This window comes from Roseibacillus ishigakijimensis (assembly GCF_016595415.1).
Lineage (GTDB): Bacteria > Verrucomicrobiota > Verrucomicrobiia > Verrucomicrobiales > Akkermansiaceae > Roseibacillus > Roseibacillus ishigakijimensis.
In genome coordinates this window covers 1-20,663 of record NZ_JAENIO010000051.1, presented here as the reverse complement: position 1 = coordinate 20,663, position 20,663 = coordinate 1, and the positions used below count along the sequence as shown (strand labels likewise).

Genomic DNA, 20,663 nt, shown 5'->3' with positions numbered 1-20,663 from the left:
AGTCTATCTGTCCATGAGCCCGCGTCACTTTCGCTCGATCGCCGCCCCCATTCTCCTGGCGGGAATTTCCGTCCTGTCAGCCACCCCGCTTCCGGTCGAGCCTTGGAAGGGCACCGCTTCCGCGCCCCTGCCAGGGGGTGAACCCGGGGCCCTGCTCGCCCCGGGCCAAGAGGCGGTCCTCAGTCTGGCCGTTCCCGCCCTCACAGTCAAAGAACAGCCTTTGCCCGAAGGGTGGCGGGGGATCGTGTCAATCGACGTCCATCGCTCGTCAGCCGGAAAGTCGACTGAGACCTTGCTGGAAGCCTTCGAACCCGCCACCGGGACCGTCTTTGCCACCTCCCGCACGGACTTGCCCGCCGGCGAGCCCCTCCATCGCCTGCATTTGGAAATCGCGGCCGATCTGCTGAGCCAGCTCAGTGAAAAGCGTTTTGGCCTCCGGCTCAAGGTGGCCGGACCTGAGCCCGTCACTCTGGGGCAAGCCGCCTTTTGCCGAGTCAACGAAGAGCCCACCAGCAAACTCTTCGGCCGCTCCAATGGCGGCCTCGGCCCCGACAAACTGGGCGCGGGCCTTCTCGGCTTCGATGGCCTGACCGAGCATGAGCAAAAGGTGCTCCCCATTCTCGCGGTCCGCTCGGGCACGCCCGCCGCGCAAGCGGGATTGAAGAAGGGCGACGCCCTCATCGCGGTAGCGGGCAAACCTCTCCCCCTCAATGACCTTCGACCCGGCTGGGATTGGTTCAAGCACAGTCACGAAGCCTTTCTCGGGCGCTTGACTGAAGAGGCGCTCCAGCAGCGGAAGCGGAGTCTGACCCTCACCGTGTTGCGCGAGGGTGAGCCCGTGGAGCTGGAGCTCTCCCTCCCCCGGGAAACTCCCTTCGCCAGCCTGAACCCCGCCGACGATGCCGAAGCCGCCGCCCTCTTGGCCGACCTCATCCGCTTCGTCGAAGACGACCAGAAAGACAACGGCTCCTGGTCGGGTGACATCAAACGCACCACCCTGGCCTCCCTGGCCCTTCTCGCCACTGGCGAGAAAAAGCACCGGCGCGATGTCAAAAAGGCCATCGACTGGGCTTTGGAGAAATTCGATGAACCGGAGAAGCACGGCAATCTCGGCTTCTGGTCGGCGGGCTACATGATGACCCTTTTCGGCGAGTGGCATTTGCAAACCGGCGACAAGCGCGTGCTGAAGCCCATCCAGGAAGCCCGCGACTGGGCGGTGAAGGGCCAGCACAAGTGCAAATGGGGCATGCCCGCGCTGGGGCACGGTCCCTCCGGCTTGCCCTACGACAACAAATCCCTCGTCGCCCCGGCCATTCACCTCCTTTTAGGCGAAGCCCTCACCCAACAATGCGGCATCGACTCACAAATCTGGGAGTTGCTCATGCCCTACATGGAGCATTCCTGGTCCGATCCCGGGCAAGGAGGGCACGGCGGGATGGGCTACAATGGCTCCTACCGGGACCAGGGAGAATTCTGGTCACGCAGCGGGCTCTTTGCTCTCGCCGCCCACCTGCGGAGCGAGCGGGCGGACATGCGCGATGGCATGACCGGGCTGATGCAAAAGCGCCATGCCTGGTTCCGCAACAGCCATGCTTACGGAGAGCCCGGCGGAGCCTGGGGCTTCCTCGGGCTCAATCTCGCCGCTCCCGCTGGTTATGCCGAAGTGTTGCAAGAGTATGCCTGGTGGTTCTCCCTCGCCTGGGAACCCGGTTACGGGCTCCGCTTCACCACCCCGCACATGGGTGCTCCCTACATGGGCGAGGACGACCTCATGAACTGTTGCTACGCCCTGGTGCTGCAAGCTCCCAAGCGCAATTTGTTCTTAACCGGAAAGCCCTTTTCACAGAAAGCCCGTTAGTCGCTTCCACGGGCAACCTCATAGGCCGCGATGATGCGGCCAACGACCTCGTGGCGGACGACATCGGCACCAGTCAGTTTGACCAAGGCCACCCCTTCCACGTCCTGTAGCGCCTGCTCGGCCTCGGCGAGACCCGACTGCTGGCCATCCTTGAGGTCGACCTGACTGCTGTCTCCGGTGACCGCGCAGCGGGACCCCTCACCCAGCCGGGTGAGAAACATGAACATCTGCTCTGGAGTGGTATTCTGCGCCTCATCCAAAATGACGAAACTCCGCGCCAGAGTGCGCCCCCGCATGTAGGCCAACGGCGCAATCTCGATGGTGCCATCCTCGAGGTATTTCTGTCCCTCCTCGGGTCCCAGCATATCGTGCAAGGCATCATAGAGAGGACGCAGATAAGGCGCGACCTTCTCCTTCAGGTCACCGGGAAGGAAACCCAGCGCCTCGCCGGCCTCCACCGCCGGACGAGTCAAGACCACCCGGTGGATGAGCTTTTCCTTGAGCATGGTGAGGGCCATCGCCATGGCGAGGTAGGTCTTGCCCGTGCCCGCAGGCCCCAGCCCGAAGGTCACGTCGTGGGACTGCATGGCGGTGATGTAGTCCGCTTGCCCGGGAGACTTCGGCACCACGGCCTTGCCACTCCGGCTCGCCATCAGCTTCACACTCACCATCTCGCTCACACTTTGACCCGACTCCCGCACGGCCATGTCCACGGCGATGCGGAAATCCCGGGTGGTGAGTTCAGCCCCGCCGCGCCGAGCGTCTTCCAAATCGGTAAAAATCTTCTGCCCCACCGCCAGTTGGGCGGGCGATCCCTGCAGCTGCACCCAGCCATCGCGACTGACCACTTTTTCCAAGCCCAGGGCCTTCTCCAGATACACGAGCGACTTGAGGTCTCCACCCAACAGGGAGTGAAGAAAAACGCCGGATTCGAATTCCAATTTCACTGTTTCGCTCATCTCTCGGGCTCACTGAGCCATCCCCCGAGGGGCTCTGGCAACCTCAAAGTCATTCCCGAATCTTCTTTTCTCGCTCCGGAAAATATGTTTAGCCGGGCGGTGATGGCTTTTGCCCGACGACTTCTTTTTTCTCAGCTCATCCTTCTTGGCAGCGGGTTCGCGAGCTCTCCCGGTGCCCTGCCGCCAGTGGACAAAGAGCCGGGGGCCGAGCCCGAATCTTCCGTCGCCATTCTCATCGGCGGCTTGCTCTGGTTCCTCCTCCTGCGCAAACGCAACTAAGCGGCAGGCGCTTGTCTCACGAAGGGGTCCGCCCGGCGAGCCGGCTTCTCACCTCGCTGGGCATCTCCGCCCCGGTCCAGACGGTGACCATTTGGCCGCTGGCTGCCACTTCTTGCTCTGCGGAAAGAATGCGAAAGCTCCACCTCAGGGAGCGTTGCCCCAACTCGGGGGGCTGCAGCTCCACCAGGGCTTCCTCGCCGAAGACAAAAGGCTTCCGGTAGTCACACTCGATGCGAACCCGGGGCCAGCCGCCTTCCTGCGAAAGGACAGGCACTCCCTGCTCCCCGAGCCACTGGTGCTCGGCCTCCTCCACCCAGCGGAGGAGAGCGGTAAAGTGGACCCGCCCCGAGGCATCGGTCTCGGCAAAGGCGACGCGCCGGGAATAGGTGCGGGTCATAAGTCTTTCTCAGACGAATTTTTTGACCACGAGGGTGGCATTGTGACCGCCAAAGCCAAAGCCATTGCTCATCGCAGCCGTCACTTCCACCTCGCGGGCCTCATTGGGCACGTAGTCGAGGTCACACTCGGGATCGGGGTCCTCAAGGTTGATGGTGGGGGGAACGACGCCCTCCTTCACGGCCATCACACAGGCCGCCAATTCGACCGCACCGGCCGCGCCCAGCAGGTGCCCGGTCATGGACTTGGTGGAGCTCACCATGAGCCCATTCTTGGCATACTCCCCAAAGGCAATCTTCATGGCCTTGGTCTCCGCGATATCGCCGAGAGGAGTCGAGGTGCCGTGGGCATTGAGATAAATGATGTCCTCGGGATTGAGACCCGCATGCTTGAGCGCCATCCCCATGGCCCGGGCCGGCCCCGTGCCGTCGGGTGAAGGCGCGCTCAGGTGATAGGCATCGGCACTGACCCCGTAGCCAGCCAGCTCGGCATAGATGGTCGCCCCACGCGCCTTGGCGTGCTCCAGCTCTTCGATAATGACCACCCCGGCTCCTTCTCCCATCACAAAGCCATCGCGACCCAAGTCGAAGGGACGGCTCGCGCGGGTGGGTTCGTCATTCCGAGTGCTCAAGGCCCGCATATTGCCAAAGCCGGAAAGCCCCATGGGAGTGAAACTAGCTTCCGAACCCCCGGCCACAAACATGTCGGCATCACCAAATTTGATCATTCGCCAGGCCTCGCCCACCGAATTGTTGGCGGTGGCACAGGCCGTCACGATGGACATATTGGGACCGCCGAAACCGTATTCCATCGAAATGAGACCACTCCCGATATTGGAGATCATCATGGGAATGGTGAAGGGAGACACCCGGGAAGGGCCTTTCTTCAGACAGGCCTCGTGATTCTTCTCCAGCGTGGCAAGACCACCAATGCCACTGCCCACCATCACGCCTACCCGAGTGGGATCGAGCTTGTCGACGTCCACCCCCGAGTTGGCGATGGCCATTTTTGCCGCGCCCATGGCGAGAGCCGCATACCGATCCACCCGACGACCCTCCTTGGGATTATTGAAGTAGGGAAGCGGATCGTAACCCCGCACCTCCCCACCAATCTTGCAGCCGTAATCGGTGACGTCCATGCTCTCGATGGGAGCGATCCCGCTCTTGCCTGCCTTGAGAGCTTCCCAGCTGGAAGCCCAATCGTTGCCCATCGGGGTGACGCCCCCGATTCCGGTAATTACCACTCGTCGCTCGGTCATGTGTCTTTTGTTCGGTGCAGCCTAGAGCGGAAGAGAATCTTAGCAAGTCTCATCCGAGTTTGCGCGTGCGCCCGCGCCGGGTCACTCCCCCGCAATGGGAGCAGTGGCCAAACTTGGGCTCCTCGGGTCGGATTTCCTCCCACAATCCACACTGGGCACAGCGGCGGCGGCAGCGCTTCCCCAGGCAACGCAGCTTGCGACGTCCCAGCATCCGAAAAACAGCCCCGCCCAGCCCGACTGCCAGAGCGACAAGAAAAAGAAGGGAGACAAACTCCTGCAAACTGACCACCACCCCTTTCATTCCCCTCCTTTTTCCTCAATCACAATGCGGGCAAAAACCGTCCCAGCCCCCGGTGCCAAGTCCTCGCGAAGAGCCAACAGCTGCAGGGCCCGGCGCATTTCCCGTTCCCGCTTCTCGCCCACCCCCGCCACTGCCGAGGCGAAGGCCACCGCCCCTTCTTCGTCGAAAGACAACACCCACCGCGAGTCCCGCGCACCCGCCGCCCCCGGCCAGGGCAGAAGAATCTCGCGCTCTCCTTCCGCCTGCGGCAGCACCACGCGCATCTGCCAAGTCCGCTCTCCCCCCCCCGGTCCCCGCCACCAGTTCTCCTGCAATTCCGGCAAAGGCGGCAGGATTAGCTCCCCATTCTCCTCCGGCCATTCCGCTTCCTCCGCTAAAACCGGAGCAGGCAATACCAGCGGCGGAAGCATCGTATTCTCGGCCAGTCCAAGTGGCCCTAGCACTTCCTCCAAAAAGGGACCTTCCTCCTCCTGCCCCAGATCGGGCAAAGCCGAATCCTGCAGCAGCCGCCGCAAAGCCGGGTCACTGCTCTCATCCAGCACAATCAGTTGCGCCCGGCCCAACTCGGGCCTATCCACCGCCAGCGAAACGGGCACCCCCAGATCGACGAAGCGCACCGCGAAGACCGTCACCGCACCAGCCAGCAAGACCGCTACCCAAAACCTGACGAGCGAATCATCCCCTCGCAACCAGGCAAAGCACAAGGGGCAAGGCTCCTTGCGACGGCTGCGGCCCAGACGAGATGCCTTCATTGCCCTCCTTCCTCACTGGGAAAAAGCTCCCTCCCGCCATCCAGAGCGGGCTCGCCCACCCAGGCACACTCCAAATCCTCCTTCAAAATCAATTCGCTCAATTGGCTGGCGAAGGTGGCCGGCAAACGCCGATCCGCCCGAATGAGCACCATGCGGAGACCTTCCTCATCCCGCCTCCGCTCAAGGTAGCCCGGCAGCTCCGCTCGCGAAATGCGCTTGGCCCCGACATAGAAGCTCGGCTCGATCACTCCCTTCACCGTCAAGACCAGGGATTCCTCTGGCACCGCAAAACGAGAGTCACTGCGGGGCAGCTCCACCACCACCCCGGCCTGATGCACGAGCGTCCCGGCGACGAAACCGAGCAGCATCACCAGCACCACAATATCCAGAGCTGCCAAAGCGTGCAGCGGTCCCGGCTTTTCATCGAGAGTGAGAGAAACATTCACCATAGCCCCCTTCCCTCACTGCGACCGCCCACTCCGTTGGCGAGCCTTGGATTCCGCTCTTTCTTCCCGCAACAAAACCACGTCCGCCTGCTCCCGGGCATCGACGACCAAATTCACCATCTCGATACCCGTGCGCTCCAGATCGCCCAACAAGGCCCGCGCCTTTCCCAGCAAAACGAGATAAAAGCCATAGGTCCCGGTCGCGATGGCCAATCCAACCACCGTGGTGACCAGGCTCTCGAAGATGCCCCGCGCCAACGTCGCCTGGGCCACCGTGGACCCCACCTCCACCACACTGCCGAAGACATCCAGCAAGCCCAGAGCCGTGCCGAGCAACCCCGTCAAAGGAGCCATCATCGCCACCGCCAGCAGGCTGCGGAGATTGCGCTCAATGCGCGGGACCTCGATCTTCACCGCTTCCTCGGCGACTTCACAGAGATTGGTGCGTGGCAGATGATGGCGCACCAGCACCGAATGAGCGACCCGGGCGGCGGGTCCGCGCTCGCGGCTGGCCTCGAAAAGAGCCTCCGAAAAGGCCTGCTTGCCAATGTGAACCTGCAAGCCCCGCAACAAATCGGGCACCCGCGTCTTCACCGTTTGGAAAAACAGCAAACGCTCCAGAATCAGCACCAGCCCGAGAAAGGCCAGCACCAGCTGCACCCAGAGAATGGGCCCTCCGGCTTCCAACAAATCACTCACGTCCGCCAAGCTAAGCTCCCCCGCCCCAAAGTGCGAGCCCCTTCCGAGTCAATAGCAGCGCTCCCCCCCTTCCAGCAGCAGAAACCAAAACAGTGGAGCCCCCTTCCAGCAGCAGAAACCAAAACAGTGGAGCGCGCTTCCAGCGGCGAAAACCACAGCAGTGGAGCGCGCTTCCAGCGGGCATCAGGAGGCCTCCGTGCCTCCGCCTCCCTGCCTCCGCCAAGACACTTTCCCTCACTTTCCCCAACGGGAGGGAACCCCACCCCGCTGCGTCAAAACTCCCCAACGAAACGTCCCGCTCCCCCCTCATTCGGGACAACTTGTCGCAAAAACGGCCCCCGAGGAAAAACCTCGAAAACCCCACAACACTCTCAAAACAAGCAGAAAACACCAAAGAAGAAACTTTCTGGCGCGAGGATTGCAACAGGTTTGCTGTCTGAAAAACAAACTCAACGATATGACTACCAACTCGACTCAACCTGCTGTTGTTCTGAACGAAATCTTCCGCAATCTGGCCGCTCCCCGTCCCAGCCAATCCTGGCGCTGGACCGAGAAGGACGAAGCTTGGAAAGGAGAATTGGACCTCCCTGGCTTCACCAAAGAGGAAGTCAATGTCTCCCTCGACAAAGACCGTCTGCTGGTCGTCGAGGCTAGGCAAGCCGATTTGCCGGAGGGCGAAGAGCGTGATTTCTCGCGCGAAGAAGTCTCCTACCGCCTGCGCCTCCCCCGAACCGCCCAAGCCGAGGACCTCAGCGCCCGACTGGAAAACGGCGTCCTCTTCGTCACCGTGCCCAAGATCACCCCCGATTCGCAGATCGCCCGCCGCATTGAACTGAACTAACCCCCACCGGATTTTCATGGTATTGGATTGGCAAAAGGGCCGCTCCCACCCGGAGCGGTCCTTTTTTCGTCTTTTTCGCGGTCGCCAGCAGGCGAATCCACTAAGAACTCGACAGCCTGCCCTTCCGGGCGCAAACTGATCGCCATGCAAGAAGCCACCTCCCAGATTCGCGACTTTCTCCAGTTCATCGCGCTCAGCTTCATCGAGCACCCGGACCAAGCACAGCTCCGGGTGGGCCAACCCGAGGAGGGACACCTCAGCTTCCGCCTCATCCTTGCCCACGAAGACGTCGCCCAGCTCATCGGCCGCAATGGATTCACTGCCAGCGCCATCCGCAATGTCGTGAACAGCGTGGCGGCCCGCGAGAACATCAAGGTCACCCTGCGCATTCACTCCGTGGAAGAAGAGCAGCAGCGCATGGCCGAGCTGGAAGCCAAGGAGATCATCGATTGATTCCGGCGGCCCGGCGGGGACACTCAAAACGCTTTCGACAGGCTCCCTTTTCCCGCTAGAGTGACCGCCACTTATGAGCTGGACCACGAAAGCCGACTTCGAAGACATTCGCTACGAGACCACCGACGAGGGGGCGATAGCCAAGATCACCATCAATCGCCCCGAGGTGCGCAACGCCTTTCGCCCGCAGACCGTGCGCGAGCTGCTGGCAGCCTTCGACCTCGCCCATGAGGATCCGCAAGTGGGCGTCATCATCCTGACCGGCGAGGGCGAAAAAGCCTTTTGCTCCGGGGGAGACCAAAAGGTGCGCGGCCATGCCGGCTACGTGGGCGAGGATGGCGTGCCCCGCCTCAACGTGCTCGACTTGCAGAAAAAAATCCGCTCTCTGCCCAAGCCCGTGGTGGCCATGGTGGCCGGTTACGCTATCGGTGGCGGCCATGTTCTCCATGTCGTCTGCGACCTCACCATCGCGGCGGACAATGCCCGCTTTGGCCAGACCGGCCCCAAGGTGGGCTCCTTCGATGGCGGCCTGGGCTCCAGCTATCTCGCCCGCATCGTGGGACAGAAGAAAGCCCGCGAAATCTGGTTCCTCTGCCGTCAATACGGGGCCGAAGAAGCGCTGGAGATGGGCCTAGTCAACACCGTGGTCCCCTACGCCGAGCTGGAGAACGAGACCCTCAAGTGGTGCCGCGAGATGCTGGCCCACTCTCCCATCGCCCTGCGCTGCCTGAAGGCGGCCATGAATGCCGATTGCGATGGCCAGATGGGACTTCTCGACTTGGCGGGCAATGCCACTTTGCTGTATTACATGAGCGAAGAAGGCAAGGAGGGCAAAAACGCCTTCCTCGAAAAGCGCGCCCCGGACTTCTCCAAGTTCCCGCGCGTGCCTTAACTTCAGGATCACCCGCCATGAAACCCCTCCCTACCCTCGCCCTCACCGCCGGAGCCCTGGCGGTGGGCTTCTCCCTCGGTCGCATCACCGCACCGGAGGAGAACCAGGATGCCCTGCCGACTCCCACCAAGAGCGCGAGCGGCCTTTCCTCTGCGAACAAGCCGGTCCAGAGCTTCCGGCTCCCCGAGGGGTTTCTCGCCACGGCCCAATCCTCCGACTATAAGGACCGCGAGGCTCTCGTAGCCGGGGTTGCCCTCGCCGACATCCCGGCCACCATTGACCGCCTCTTGCAAGAAAGTGGCCCGGAAGGGATGGACTATCAGCTGCGCAACATGGTGGGCGAACTACTCGAAAAGGCGATGGCAGAGAGCCCCGAGAACACGCTCAGCTGGGTGTTGGCGACGGAGCACCTCGCCAATCGCGACTTCCTTTTCGAACAGATTCTCAACAAGGACGACCATCAGAAATGGGTCCAGGAGCATTTTGAACAGCTCTTGGGACAAGCCAAGAGCCTTGAACGCCCCCATGAGATACTCAAGGGGCTTATCCAAACCCAAGTGGAGGACGACCCGCGAAAGGCCATTGCCCTCTCCAAGGAATACTTGCGAAAAGAAAACGGCGAGTTCGACTTCCCGCGCAACTTGCAAAAAAAAGCAGTCGAGACGGGCTGGGAACTGGCCTTTGACTACTTCAAGGACAGCTGGCAAGAAAACAACCGGGGAAGTTCCTGGAGATGGGGCGGAGACTTTCCCGCCGATTTCGACTTTGCGTCCTTCGCCAAGACTTGGGCCGAGCACGAGGCCAGCTTGGACTGGGGAGAAGACGGTGGCTTCTACGCCACCCCGACTAAGATCTGGCAGGAATGGTCCCAGGCAGACCCTCAGGCCGCTTTCGAATTCTTCGAAACCGGGGGTTCCTCCACTTTTGGCTTCAGTGAATTCTTCTCGGGCTACCAAGAAACGGCCCGACCGGAAGACATCTTTAATTTTGCCCGCCAACTGGCAGAAGAAAAGTCCCCCCTCCAATCCGGCATGGAATCAAGCGTGGTCAACTATGCCTTTGCCCATCAGAACAACCTACGGGCTCTCCTTGATTGGACCCGCGATACTGGCGACCTCTCTCTCCTCACCGCCTCCCTGGGCAATGGTTACCTGAACGACGGCGATACCGCCCGGGGGATGGAGACTGTGCTCCACGAACTGCCAGCCACGGAGCGCCTGGCCCACGTGCGGGAGGCCCATCTCCGCCCCGACGGAAGCATTCGCCTCGATGACAAACGCCGGGAATGGTTCACCGAAACCCTCCAAAAGCTCGGGCACAGCGAAGGCGAGATCCAGGCCGCACTCGCCGAGGACTAGTCCGCCTGCGGGAAAACACTTTTTCGACAAAAAACGCTCACCTCCTGTCCCAAAGTGACGAGGACAAGAGCATCTCTGCAAAGAACCCTGAACTCCTTCTTTGCAAAACCGAACCCTATCCTGCCGTCCACCCCACCGCCTGCTGGCGGGTCTCGCTCTCGCCTTCTCCCTGCTCGGGGTGCGGGCCGACCCGCCCAATGTCCTCATCCTCTATTACGACGACCTAGGCTACTCCAACGTGGGGGCCTACGCCCCGGACCAGCCCTCCTACACCCCGAACCTCGACGCCCTCGCGGCCAGCGGGATGCGCTTCACCGCCGGGCACTCCGCCGACGCAGTCTGCACCCCCTCGCGCTACGCGATGCTGACCGGGCGGTATTGCTGGCGCACCCGACTGAAGCAGCGCGTCATCGGCGGCTACTCCCGCCCCCTCATCGCGGAGGATCGGCTCACCATTGGCAAAATGTTCCAAGAGCTGGGCTACGAGACCGCGATGGTGGGCAAGTGGCACATCGGGATGCAGTTCTACGACCCGGCGGGCAATCCGGTGGACAAAGGCAATGATGCCGACGTGTTGGGCGGCGACCCCCGCACCACCGACGATGACGAGATCGACTTTTCCAAACCCCTGAGCCACACCCCGACGACCTACGGCTTCGACTACTTCTTCGGCAGCTCGGCCTCGCTGGACATGCCTCCCTACACCTGGCTGGAGAATGAGACCGTGCTCTTCAAGGGCGGTCTCGTGGTCGATGGCGAGGTGGACTTCTCGCAAGCCCGGCCCGCCACCAACGCCGACTTCGAGGAAGGGGAACCCATCGGCGCGGTCAACAACGTGCGCGATGGCGTCTACGACCCGAACTTCGTGGTCTCCGATTACCTCCAGGTGCAGGCCGCGAAAGTGGTCGAACTTCTGCGGGCCCGCGCGCAGGACGACAAGCCCTTCTTCATCTACGTGCCCTTCCCCTCGCCCCACCTGCCCTGGTCGGTCTCCGAGCAGTTCCGGGGGTCCACCCCCTTCGCCTACGGGGACTACCTCGCCCAGTCCGACCACTACGCGGGCGTCATCCTCGATGCCTTGGCCGACCCTGATGGCAATCCCGAAACGGACGACAGCCTCGCCGACGAGACCATCGTCTTCATGAGCAGTGACAATGGGGTGGAAAAAGGGGCCATGCGCCAGGGGCTGAACTTTGGCCACGATGGCAATGGCCCCTTCCGCGGGCTCAAGCTCGACAACTGGGAGGGCGGCACCCGCGTGCCCTTCGTCATCCGCTGGCCGGGCAAGACCGCCCCGGGTTCCGTCACCGACCACTTCTGCTGGCAGGGCGACTTCTTTGCCACGCTGGCCGAGCACCTCCACTATGACCTCACCCCGGACCAGGCTCCTGATGCGGAGAGCTTCCTGCCCGTGCTCAGCGGTCAGCCCATGCCGGAGAAGCGGCGCCCGGCCACCATCCAACATGCCTACAACGGCCAGCTGGCTATCGTCGATAAGGATGGCATCTGGAAGCTCCTCGATGGCACCGGGGGCAATGGCGGCACCTCCTGGGACTCCGCCAACAATGAGCTGACGGCGGCGGAATCGGCGGGCGAAATCTTTGGCACACCCCGCCAGCTCTTCAACCTGGCCGAGGACATCGGCGAGGACAACAACCTCCTCCCCTCCGAGGATCCGGCCATCCTGGCCAAAGAGGCCGAGCTCTACCAACTGCTCAACGAGATTCGTGGCAACACCAGCTACGGCACCGACGGCGACAGCAAGGTGCCTCCCATCGACAGCGATGGGGATGGCCTGCCCAACTACTTTGAAAACGAGACCCCCGGCCTTGATCGCGACGAGCCCGCCGATGGCGCGGAGGACTTCGACGCCGACGGGCTGGACAATGCCCGCGAGTTCGAGAGTGGGGCCAATCTCTTCGAGCCCGATAGCGACGGCGACCGCCTGCAGGATGCTCTGGAGGTGCTCACCTATTTCTCCAATCCCGCCGACCCCCACTCCGATGGCGACGGCCTCAGTGATGGCGACGAAGTCCTCATCTGGCTCACCGATCCCACCCGGGAAGACAGCGATGGCGACGGCGTCGACGACCAGGAAGAACTGGCGGGATTCTCCAACCCCACTGATGCCCGATCCACCGTGCCCCGGGGCGAGCCCGTCACCATCGCCCTCGCCCCGACCGTCATCCAGCTCGTAGGAAGCCAAGGCACGGTGGACGATCCCGCCGTGCAAGGGGCCTGGGAAGGCTCCGGCGAGCTCTACGTGCGGGAGCGCGAGACCGGTGGGAGCAACCAGCAGGCCCGCACCGCCCTTTTTCTCAAATTCGACCTCAGCCCGATTCCCGGTCTCATCTCCGAGGCCCGCCTGCGCCTCTTTCAAATTCACCGCCTCAATGACCTCCACTCCGGCAACCTCACCCTCGCGGGGGTCACCGAAGCTTGGGCCGCGACCCCCGGCCAGTATCCCACCCTGCTCATGACCCCGGTGGCCGCGCCCTTTGTCTTTGGCAACAATAGCGACTTTGGCACCTCTCCCACCGCAGCGGGCTTCTACAGTGGCACCCCCGGCACTCCGGGCGACGAATCGGGCTTCGACCCGGAGGGAAAGCTCACCTCCCTCGCGAAGGGCTGGCATGAGGACCCGGCGCACAACCACGGCCTGCGCCTCGCCTTCGAGGCCCCCGCTTTCGTGGGAGCTGGCTTTGCCCCCAACGACCTCCCCCAAACCCCGGAAGACGAATCCCTCCGCCTGCTGGTGACCTACACGCCCACCCTCAGCCTCGATAGCGACGGCGATTCTCTCAACGACGATTTCGAGCGAACCGCCTTTGGGGATCTGACTCAGACCGGAGAAGACGACTTTGATGGCGATGGCATGAGCAATTTGATCGAATGGGCCCTCGGAGGGGATCCTTCCCGGGCCGGTCACTTTCCCCTCCTTGAAGTCGTCTCTACCGGTGGTCAATCCGGCCATCTCCACTTCCAGCGCCCGGTGGACTCCGCCTTGGGCTATGAAGTCAAGCTCTCCTCCGACCTCGTCCAGTGGGACCCCTTCACCCGCTACTACCAGTCCCCGCGCTCCAGCCCCGGGGGAGCAAGCGATAGCTCCCTCCTCGCCGCCGAGCTCGTCCCCCACCGCCCCCTTCCCCCCGCTCTCTTCTTCCGCCTCTCCCTCGCCTCTCCCTACTCCCGATAATCGGAAAAAATCCAACCCCTTGAGAAAAACCATGAAACAGAACCAGCCCTTCACCCTGACCTCCGCCCTCCTTCTGGGAGCCTTGCCCGGGGTCCTCTCCGCCCAGACCACCCTCCTCGACGCCTCCTTCGACGGCATCGAGAACGACCTCAACAATACCTTCTCCCTCCTCACCAACCACGACGCCACCGCCTCGGGGGCCACTTGGGACCAAGAGACCGGCACCGTAACCAACACCGGTGGCACCAACGTGACCGGCGCCGTCTCGGAGACCACCATCGACTTCCCCTCCGTCGGCAGCGACCTCATCGTCGTCACCTTCGAGGTGGAAAACGCTTCCGGCAACCTCGGCTACAATGGCCTTTTCCTCGGCCTACAAGTGGGAGAACCCGGCAATAATCTCGGCAGCAACCTCTGGAACAATCTCTCCCCCGTGCTCGGGGTGAACTTCTCTGGTCGCAGCAATCCACCCCGCGAAGTCCGCCTGGCCCACGCCGCGCCCGAAGCCGGAGAGCAATTCCTCTCCTTGGGACAAACAGCTTCCGCCGCCTCCATGGCCGACGGCTTCACCATCATCCTCACCCTCTCGGCAACACAATGGGACCTGAATATTGAAGGCCTCGAAACCGAGGAGGGAAGCGCTATCTCAGGCACTTCGGGAGAGTGGGCCGACCTCTCCCTCGACTTCGCCGACCTCCCCGCCACCATGCGCGTCGCGAGCTCCATTCAGCAAGGCCAGACCATCGATCTCGCTCGCATCAAAGTCGAACAATTCGACACCTCCGACTCCGATGAGGACGGATTGCCCGACTACTACGAGCTCGCCAATGGTCTCAATGCCAACAACCCCGCCGATGCCAGCGCCGATGCCGATGCCGATGGCGGAGCAGACGGCTTGACCAATCTTGAGGAATTCGCGGCCGGCACCAACCCCCAGGACAGCGACAGTGACGACGACGGCCTCAAGGATGGCGAAGAAGTCAAAGCCACCCTCAATCCCTACGACGGCATGGCTCCAGGCACCACGGCGGGCTCAACAGGCTCCGGCCTCCCCACCGACCCTCTCGACCCCGATAGCGATGATGATGGCTTGAGCGACTTCGAGGAGCTGGACAATGGCAACGGCTCGATCAGCAACCCCTGGACTGACGACACCGACGACGACCTCCTCCTCGACGCCTTCGAAATCGCCTACAACCTCGACCCCACCAGCACCGCTCCCCCTCATGGCGATGCGGACGATCCCGATGAAGACGGCGCCGACAACTACGAAGAACAACTCATCGGCAGCGACCCCCGCAATCCGGACAGCGATGGTGACGGCCTCACCGACGGAGAAGAATACATCGACACCACCGACCCCACCAACCCCGATACCGATGGCGACAACCTGAATGACTTTGAAGAAAAACAAGCGGACACCGATCCCAAGATGGCCGATAGCGACCAGGACGGCTTCCCCGACTACCTCGAAGTGGTCGGAGAAACCGACCCCCTCAACTTCGATTCCTTCCCCTCCTACGCCCCCATCACCTGGTCCGTGGACGTGCTGGACAGCCTCGATGACCTCGTCACCACCGGTGCCCTCCTCTATGCCGAAAACATGAATGGTGAAGCCACCACCGTCAATGGCGTGCCCTTCACCGGCCACCTCAGCGACACCTCCCCTCGGGGCACGGCCAATATCCTCACCTTCACCAATAGCAACATCGCCGTGCCGGAGTTCTACCAAGGCCCGGTGAGCGAGTTCGTCCCCCTGCTGACCACCTCCTGGAGCGGCGGTGCTTCCAGCCTCATCGTCCTCACCGGACTCACCCCCGGGGAAACCTACCTCGTGCAAACGGGACGATCCGACAACCGCAACTTCGGCTCCATCCCCGGTCGCTACATGACCGCCGACGGCTTTGGCGGCGAGGATGCCAATGAGCCCGTGGGCCCGAACAACACCATCTTCGGTGGTGCGGAAGCCCCCGCCCTCATCTTCACCGGCCTCTTCACCGCCACGGGCGAGAGGCAGGTCTTCGACTGGAGCCAATACAATGCCGGAGGCAGCGCCGGCGGAACCAACCTCGCCTTCGTGCAAGTGCGCGTGGCCGACTTCTCCGCCCCCATCGAGGTTACCGCTTACACCAGGGACGCGAGCGGCATCCACCTGTCTTTTGGCAACCTCGATCCCGCCAAGAGCTACCAGCTGACCCGCTCCAGCACCCTGGAAGACGGCTTTCCCCTCGTCGTGGCCGGCCCACGCCAGGCCAACGGCCCCAGCGACACCTTTACCGATACCTCCAGCGAGTTCCCCGGCCGAGCCTTTTACCGCTTGGAGGAAGTTCCAGCTAACTAAGTTTACCCCCTTCTTTTACCCAGACAATCCTCAAGGGTCCGCTCCGGCGGGCCCTTTTTTATTCCCCTCGCCCCTCAAGTCACCTTGGTAACCGGGAGAACTTCTTTCCAAAACCTTCTCTTTCTCTAGTCTCAGGAAAATGGGGGGAAAAATTTTCTTTTCCTCCCCCACCCATGACCACCATGAGAACCACCTTTCAAACCCGCCATACCCTCTTGCAGCGCGCCTGCCAACTGGATGATGAAAAGGCTTGGGAGGAATTCGTGGGCCAATACCGCGCCTTCATCGCCCACGTGCTGGGCAAGCTCGGAGTCGAGCGGGAGGCCATCGACGACCTCACCCAGCAAGTGCTCATCGCCCTCACCCGGGACCTGCCCGGCTACGACCGGACCAAGGCCTCCTTCCGCACTTGGCTCGCCGTCGTCGTGCGCAACAAGGCCTACAGTCACTTCCGCAAACGCACCGCCAGCCAACGCCGCCTGCATGAATTCGCCGACCAAGCCCATTGCCAGACCCATTGGCAACCTCCCCAGGTCGCCCCGACCATTGAGCGCATCATCGACGATGAGTGGGCCACCTACCTCGCCACCCTCGCCATGGCCCGGGTGAAGGAGGTCTTCCAGGGCCAGGCCCTCACTGTCTTCGACCTCTCCCTCGACGGTCTCCCCGCCGCCACCATCGCCGAGAAGACCGGCCTCAGCATCGCCTCCGTCTACACCCTGCGCAAGCGGGTCAAGAAACGCCTCTATCTGGAAATCCGCGCCCTCGCCGCCGAGCTGGAACCGTGAAGCCCCCTCCTCCCAACCCGGCCACCGAGGCCTACCGTCCCGACTATCGCCTCACCCGCGCCTACCACGAAGCGACCGGCCTCACCCCCGATGGCCTCGACAGCCTCTGCCCCTCCTACCTCGCCCTCTGCGCCACCGGCGAGCGCTACCAGGAGCAGACCCTCCTCGGCCAGGGAGGCGTCAAGCAAGTCTTCCGCGCCTTCGATACCCACACCCGCCGCTGGGTGGCCCTCGCCCGCCTCCGCCCCCGGCGCGGGCCCGACTTCTACGACCGCTTCGTCCACGAGGCTTGGCTCACCGCCTCTCTCCGCCACCCCAATATCATCAATGTCCACGAAGTCGGTGTCGCCGAGGACCAGCGCCCCTTCTTCACCATGGACCTCAAGGGGAACCAAACCCTGCGCGACCTCGTGGCCAAATCCGGCAACGAGGACCCCCGCCCCCTGCTCGCCATCTTTCTAAAAGTCTGCGATGCCCTCGCCTACGCCCACTCGCAAGGAGTCCTCCACCTCGACCTCAAACCCGAGAACATCCAAGCCCAGGAATTCGGCGAAGTCCTCGTCTGCGACTGGGGCTCGGGCCGCCGGCAGAGCGAAGCCCCCGCCCCGGCCCCCTCCTCCTCCCCGCCCGAGGACCCCCTCGCCAATCTCACCCTCCAGGGCCTCATCTCCGGCACCCCCGGCTACATGGCCCCCGAGCAACTCGACCCCGCCGCCGCCCAAGACCACCGCACCGACCTCTACGCCCTCGGCTGCATCCTCCATTTCCTTCTCACCGGTCGCGCTCCCTTCACCGGCAGCACCGCCGAAGTTCTCACCGCCACCGCCCGGGGCCACATCCCCCCGCCCCACGAGGCCTACCCCACCCTCTCCCTGCCACCCAGCCTCGTCGCCATTATCCTGCGCGCCACCCGGCCCGACCCCGCCGACCGCTACCCCACCGTCAGCGCTCTGCGCGAAGACCTCCAGCGCTACCTCGACGGCTTTGCCACCGAGGCCGAACAGCCCAACTTCCTCAAAGAAGCTCGCCTCTTCATCCTGCGCAACCGTCTCCCCGTCGCCATCGCCCTCACCTCCTTCGCCCTGCTCACCGTCCTCACCACCCTCTTCGTGCAACGCCTGGAGGCCCACCGCCAACAGGTCCTCGCCGAGAAGGAACGCAGCAGCCACCTCGCCGCCCGCGCCGAGGTCGCCCAAAACCGCTACCTCGCCGCCCTCTCCCGCAGCCAACAGGAACAAAAAGCCCTCGCCCTCGACCTCGCCCTCTCCGCCAACCGACTCAAAAACATGGGCATCTACCAGCGCCCCTACAAGACCGTGCGCCAGGCCAGCGAGCTCGCCCACATCGCCCTCACCCTCGACCCCACCTCCGGCAAGGCCCGCTACGAGCTCTACTCCCTCAACCTCATCCAGATGAACTTCCAAGCCGCCCTCACTCTCCCCACCGAAGGCGACATCGTCCCCCCCGGGTATCAGGCCCTCGCCCAAGCCTTCCCCCACTTCGCCTACAGCCCCAACCAGCGCCCCGGGGTCAGCCAGCTCCGCCAGTTCTTCTCCCACGCCCGCACCCATATCCCCGACCAAGCCCCCCTCCTGGAACGCCTCCTCGCCTACGACCAACGCCTGCGTCGCAGCCATCACCACTACCACCTCGTCATCGAGGACTTCCTCCGATACCTCAATCCGACCCAAGAGGGCATCCGCCTCCACTACGAGGAAGACGAAGCCAAGCTCACCCTCCACGCCCCCGGCCACACCCGCCTCCTCGTCGAGCCCGGCGGCTCCTCCCGCTGCACCCTGCGTTACCACCCCGCCCGCACCCTCGCCCTCATCAGCGACGGCCCCTTCGACCTGCGCCAATTGGAGGGACTCCCCATCAAGACCCTCGACCTCACCCGCTGCCCCAGCCTCACCCTCAACCAAGCCCTCAGCCTCCCCGGACTCAATACCATCCACCTCGGCCCCCATCACCCCCCGCTCGCAGAGCTCCGCCGCCACATCGTCACCCCCGGCGACTTCCAGATCCTCACCTCACCTACAGAAAATCCGCCCCACCCCCAAAGGACCGCAGCCAAGCCAGAGCCTGGCTAGGCCGCCCGCCGCGGAGCTCTCCGCCGCCCCGGCCGCCGTGGAGTCGTGGGACTGTCATCCGGCTGCAAGGGCACAATGACCGGATTCTCCAGCGGAGGAAGCCCATGGGCCGCCCGCGCCCGATCACAATCCGGATTGTGCACTCCATTTTCCCAAGAGGGCGGAAAGTCGCGACACACCGAAGCCCGCACCGCGTGAATGGAACAACCCACGCACTCACCAATAGTTCCTTGCAAGGCGACACAACGCGGGCTCTTCTCATTCGACCCCTTCATCACTTGGCGATGATGGGTCAGCGGCTCCGTTAAATGACTCGGCACCGTGCCCCAAGGCGAATCATCACACTCCGCCCCATAGAAAGAAACGCGGAAAAAGGCACAACACGCCCCACAAGACGTGCAGGGATTATTCTCTACATTGTGCCACGGAAAGGCGGGGTTCCCCCGCTCGGTCGACTTGCTCATCAAAATAACGCCACAGCGAGCGCGAAAAATCCTCCGCCCGTCGCCCGGAGTCAATACCGAACGCGTCCCTCCCACCAAATCCAAAGCAACGCCCGACCCAAAAGCAGTGGAGCGCGCTTCCAGCGGGCATCAGGAGGCCTCCGCGCCTCCGCCCCCCAATCAAAAACCAGTAGCCCCCTCCCCTCCACCCCATCAACTTCCCCCATTAAAAGAAGCCTCCACAGGAACATCCCCCGATTCCTCAAAATAGCAGCGGCTGATCCAAGGGCACTTCACGGAGCCGGGGCTTCACCTCCTGTTCCCTCAAGACCAGCGTGCCCCCCCTTCAGGACAAAAACGCCATCAAGCGCCCCGTGTTCATTCCGCAGCCATGCCGCCAACGAACCTCCAATCAACCCAACTTCTGCATCCACTTCTGCCCCTCTTTCGATTCCTTCGCCCAGCGCTTGGCCTGACTCACCGCACTACGATGCCCCATCCCCAGCCTTTGTGCTACCAGCTCTGTTCCCACCAAGGTCTGACTCGTCAACCACGCGGCCAAAGCCTTCTTTTCAGGAGCTGATTTTTTCAAATCTCTCAACCGCTCTTCACTCAAATCCAACTTCGCCATTCCCTCTTCCAACAACCTCAAAAACTCCCCTTCCCCATGCTCCTTAATCAACCCTCCACTGTGACTCTCCCTTTTCTTTCCCTCCAAAGCCTTCTCCGCCAAATCCAGCATTTTCTGCCGAAACTCACCATCGCCCAAGCACCACCCACGCCGCAGCTCATCATAGCCCATTCCCCCTTTTCCTCCCTGCACCTCCTCCCCTCGCGCATCCATGAACTTCCCGTAGGATTCCCTCCCGGCCGTGTGATCCTTAAAACTGTAACTCTCCAAGACCTTATCCACCTCCAACCAACTCGGCCGCTTGGCTTTCCTTCCCAAATACAGCCCTAAACTGCTCCAAGGATAATCTTGCAACCTTTCCCACTCCTTGCCCTTTCCCGTCATCCGGGCTCGCGCCGGATTCAAGTGGATATACTCCGAAACCGTTTGAAAATAACCCTCATTTCTCTGCTCCCCATTCACCACCTGCGCCTTGTATCGCCCTTGAAACAAGTGCCCCCTTCTCTTCATCCAGGTATTCACCCTCTGCGTATAGGTCCCCTGAAACCACTTCATCCCCTCCACCAGATTCCCCTCGGGAGTTTCTAACAAAAGATGGTAGTGGTTTCCCATCAGAGCGTAGGCATGCACAATCCAACCTGCTCGCCGACAAGCCTCATCCAAGGTATCCAAAAAAGATTCA

19 protein-coding genes are annotated in these 20,663 nt (G+C 62.6%); 10 read left to right on the top strand and 9 right to left on the bottom strand.

What is annotated here, in order from left to right; translation table 11 throughout:
• Positions 1–13: 13 nt before the first annotated feature.
• Positions 14–1,858 carry a DUF6288 domain-containing protein gene (locus JIN78_RS15140; RefSeq protein WP_200392835.1) on the top strand — a complete coding sequence of 615 codons (1,845 nt, stop codon included), beginning with the start codon at positions 14–16 and terminating at the stop codon, positions 1,856–1,858.
• Here the strand turns inward: JIN78_RS15140 and JIN78_RS15135 are convergent.
• Positions 1,855–2,817, bottom strand: a complete 963-nt coding sequence (locus JIN78_RS15135) for a PhoH family protein (protein WP_200392834.1) — start codon at positions 2,815–2,817, stop codon at positions 1,855–1,857. The genes JIN78_RS15140 and JIN78_RS15135 overlap by 4 nt on opposite strands.
• Positions 2,818–2,901: 84 nt before the next feature.
• On the opposite strand from JIN78_RS15135, the gene JIN78_RS15130 reads away from it, so the two are divergent.
• Entirely contained in the window at positions 2,902–3,096 is a 195-nt protein-coding gene (locus JIN78_RS15130; RefSeq protein WP_200392833.1) for a PEP-CTERM sorting domain-containing protein, read from the top strand.
• A 16-nt stretch (positions 3,097–3,112) separates the two neighbouring features.
• On the opposite strand, the gene JIN78_RS15125 is transcribed toward JIN78_RS15130, so the two are convergent.
• Genes JIN78_RS15125 through JIN78_RS15100 form a run of 6 tightly spaced genes read right to left on the bottom strand, consistent with a single transcriptional unit; the run spans position 3,113 to position 6,948 of the window.
• A complete protein-coding gene (locus JIN78_RS15125) occupies positions 3,113–3,493 on the bottom strand; it encodes an acyl-CoA thioesterase (protein ID WP_200392832.1) in 381 nt (126 codons plus the stop codon).
• A 9-nt stretch (positions 3,494–3,502) separates the two neighbouring features.
• Complete coding sequence (fabF, locus tag JIN78_RS15120; RefSeq protein WP_200392831.1) at positions 3,503–4,750, bottom strand: beta-ketoacyl-ACP synthase II; 1,248 nt, start codon at positions 4,748–4,750, stop codon at positions 3,503–3,505.
• A 49-nt stretch (positions 4,751–4,799) separates the two neighbouring features.
• Entirely contained in the window at positions 4,800–5,051 is a 252-nt protein-coding gene (locus JIN78_RS15115) for a hypothetical protein (RefSeq protein ID WP_200392830.1), read from the bottom strand.
• Entirely contained in the window at positions 5,048–5,803 is a 756-nt protein-coding gene (locus tag JIN78_RS15110; RefSeq protein WP_200392829.1) for a hypothetical protein, read from the bottom strand. The genes JIN78_RS15115 and JIN78_RS15110 overlap by 4 nt, the downstream gene beginning before the upstream one ends.
• Positions 5,800–6,252, bottom strand: coding sequence for an ExbD/TolR family protein (locus JIN78_RS15105; protein ID WP_200392828.1), 453 nt, complete (start codon positions 6,250–6,252; stop codon positions 5,800–5,802). Before JIN78_RS15105 ends, JIN78_RS15110 begins: the two co-directional genes overlap by 4 nt.
• A 12-nt stretch (positions 6,253–6,264) precedes the next feature.
• Entirely contained in the window at positions 6,265–6,948 is a 684-nt protein-coding gene (locus tag JIN78_RS15100) for a MotA/TolQ/ExbB proton channel family protein (protein ID WP_200392827.1), read from the bottom strand.
• A gap of 457 nt (positions 6,949–7,405) precedes the next feature.
• On the opposite strand from JIN78_RS15100, the gene JIN78_RS15095 reads away from it, so the two are divergent.
• The 8 genes from JIN78_RS15095 to JIN78_RS15060 all read left to right on the top strand — a co-directional run bounded on the left by JIN78_RS15095 (position 7,406) and on the right by JIN78_RS15060 (position 18,907).
• Positions 7,406–7,789, top strand: a complete 384-nt coding sequence (locus JIN78_RS15095; RefSeq protein WP_200392826.1) for an Hsp20/alpha crystallin family protein — start codon at positions 7,406–7,408, stop codon at positions 7,787–7,789.
• Between the two features lie 144 nt (positions 7,790–7,933).
• A complete protein-coding gene (locus JIN78_RS15090; protein ID WP_200392825.1) occupies positions 7,934–8,242 on the top strand; it encodes a KH domain-containing protein in 309 nt (102 codons plus the stop codon).
• Between the two features lie 73 nt (positions 8,243–8,315).
• Positions 8,316–9,134: a 1,4-dihydroxy-2-naphthoyl-CoA synthase gene (gene menB, locus JIN78_RS15085; RefSeq protein WP_200392824.1), complete on the top strand. Its 819-nt coding sequence runs from the start codon at positions 8,316–8,318 to the stop codon at positions 9,132–9,134.
• A 17-nt stretch (positions 9,135–9,151) separates the two neighbouring features.
• Positions 9,152–10,492, top strand: a complete 1,341-nt coding sequence (locus tag JIN78_RS15080) for a hypothetical protein (protein ID WP_200392823.1) — start codon at positions 9,152–9,154, stop codon at positions 10,490–10,492.
• Positions 10,493–10,592: 100 nt separating this feature from the next.
• Entirely contained in the window at positions 10,593–13,688 is a 3,096-nt protein-coding gene (locus JIN78_RS15075; protein WP_200392822.1) for a sulfatase-like hydrolase/transferase, read from the top strand.
• 31 nt (positions 13,689–13,719) lie between these two features.
• Complete coding sequence (locus tag JIN78_RS15070; RefSeq protein ID WP_200392821.1) at positions 13,720–16,029, top strand: hypothetical protein; 2,310 nt, start codon at positions 13,720–13,722, stop codon at positions 16,027–16,029.
• A gap of 182 nt (positions 16,030–16,211) precedes the next feature.
• A complete protein-coding gene (locus JIN78_RS15065; protein ID WP_200392820.1) occupies positions 16,212–16,817 on the top strand; it encodes an RNA polymerase sigma factor in 606 nt (201 codons plus the stop codon).
• A complete protein-coding gene (locus tag JIN78_RS15060) occupies positions 16,814–18,907 on the top strand; it encodes a serine/threonine protein kinase (RefSeq protein ID WP_200392819.1) in 2,094 nt (697 codons plus the stop codon). Before JIN78_RS15065 ends, JIN78_RS15060 begins: the two co-directional genes overlap by 4 nt.
• Here JIN78_RS15060 and JIN78_RS15055 read toward each other — a convergent pair.
• Together JIN78_RS15055 and JIN78_RS15050 are read right to left on the bottom strand one after the other, a co-directional pair.
• The gene (locus JIN78_RS15055) at positions 18,904–19,371 is read right to left on the bottom strand and encodes a YkgJ family cysteine cluster protein (RefSeq protein WP_200392818.1); all 468 of its coding nucleotides are present in this window, start codon (positions 19,369–19,371) and stop codon (positions 18,904–18,906) included. The genes JIN78_RS15060 and JIN78_RS15055 overlap by 4 nt on opposite strands.
• A gap of 391 nt (positions 19,372–19,762) precedes the next feature.
• Positions 19,763–20,663: transposase (locus tag JIN78_RS15050; protein ID WP_200392817.1), on the bottom strand; the 901-nt coding region annotated here is incomplete at its 5' end.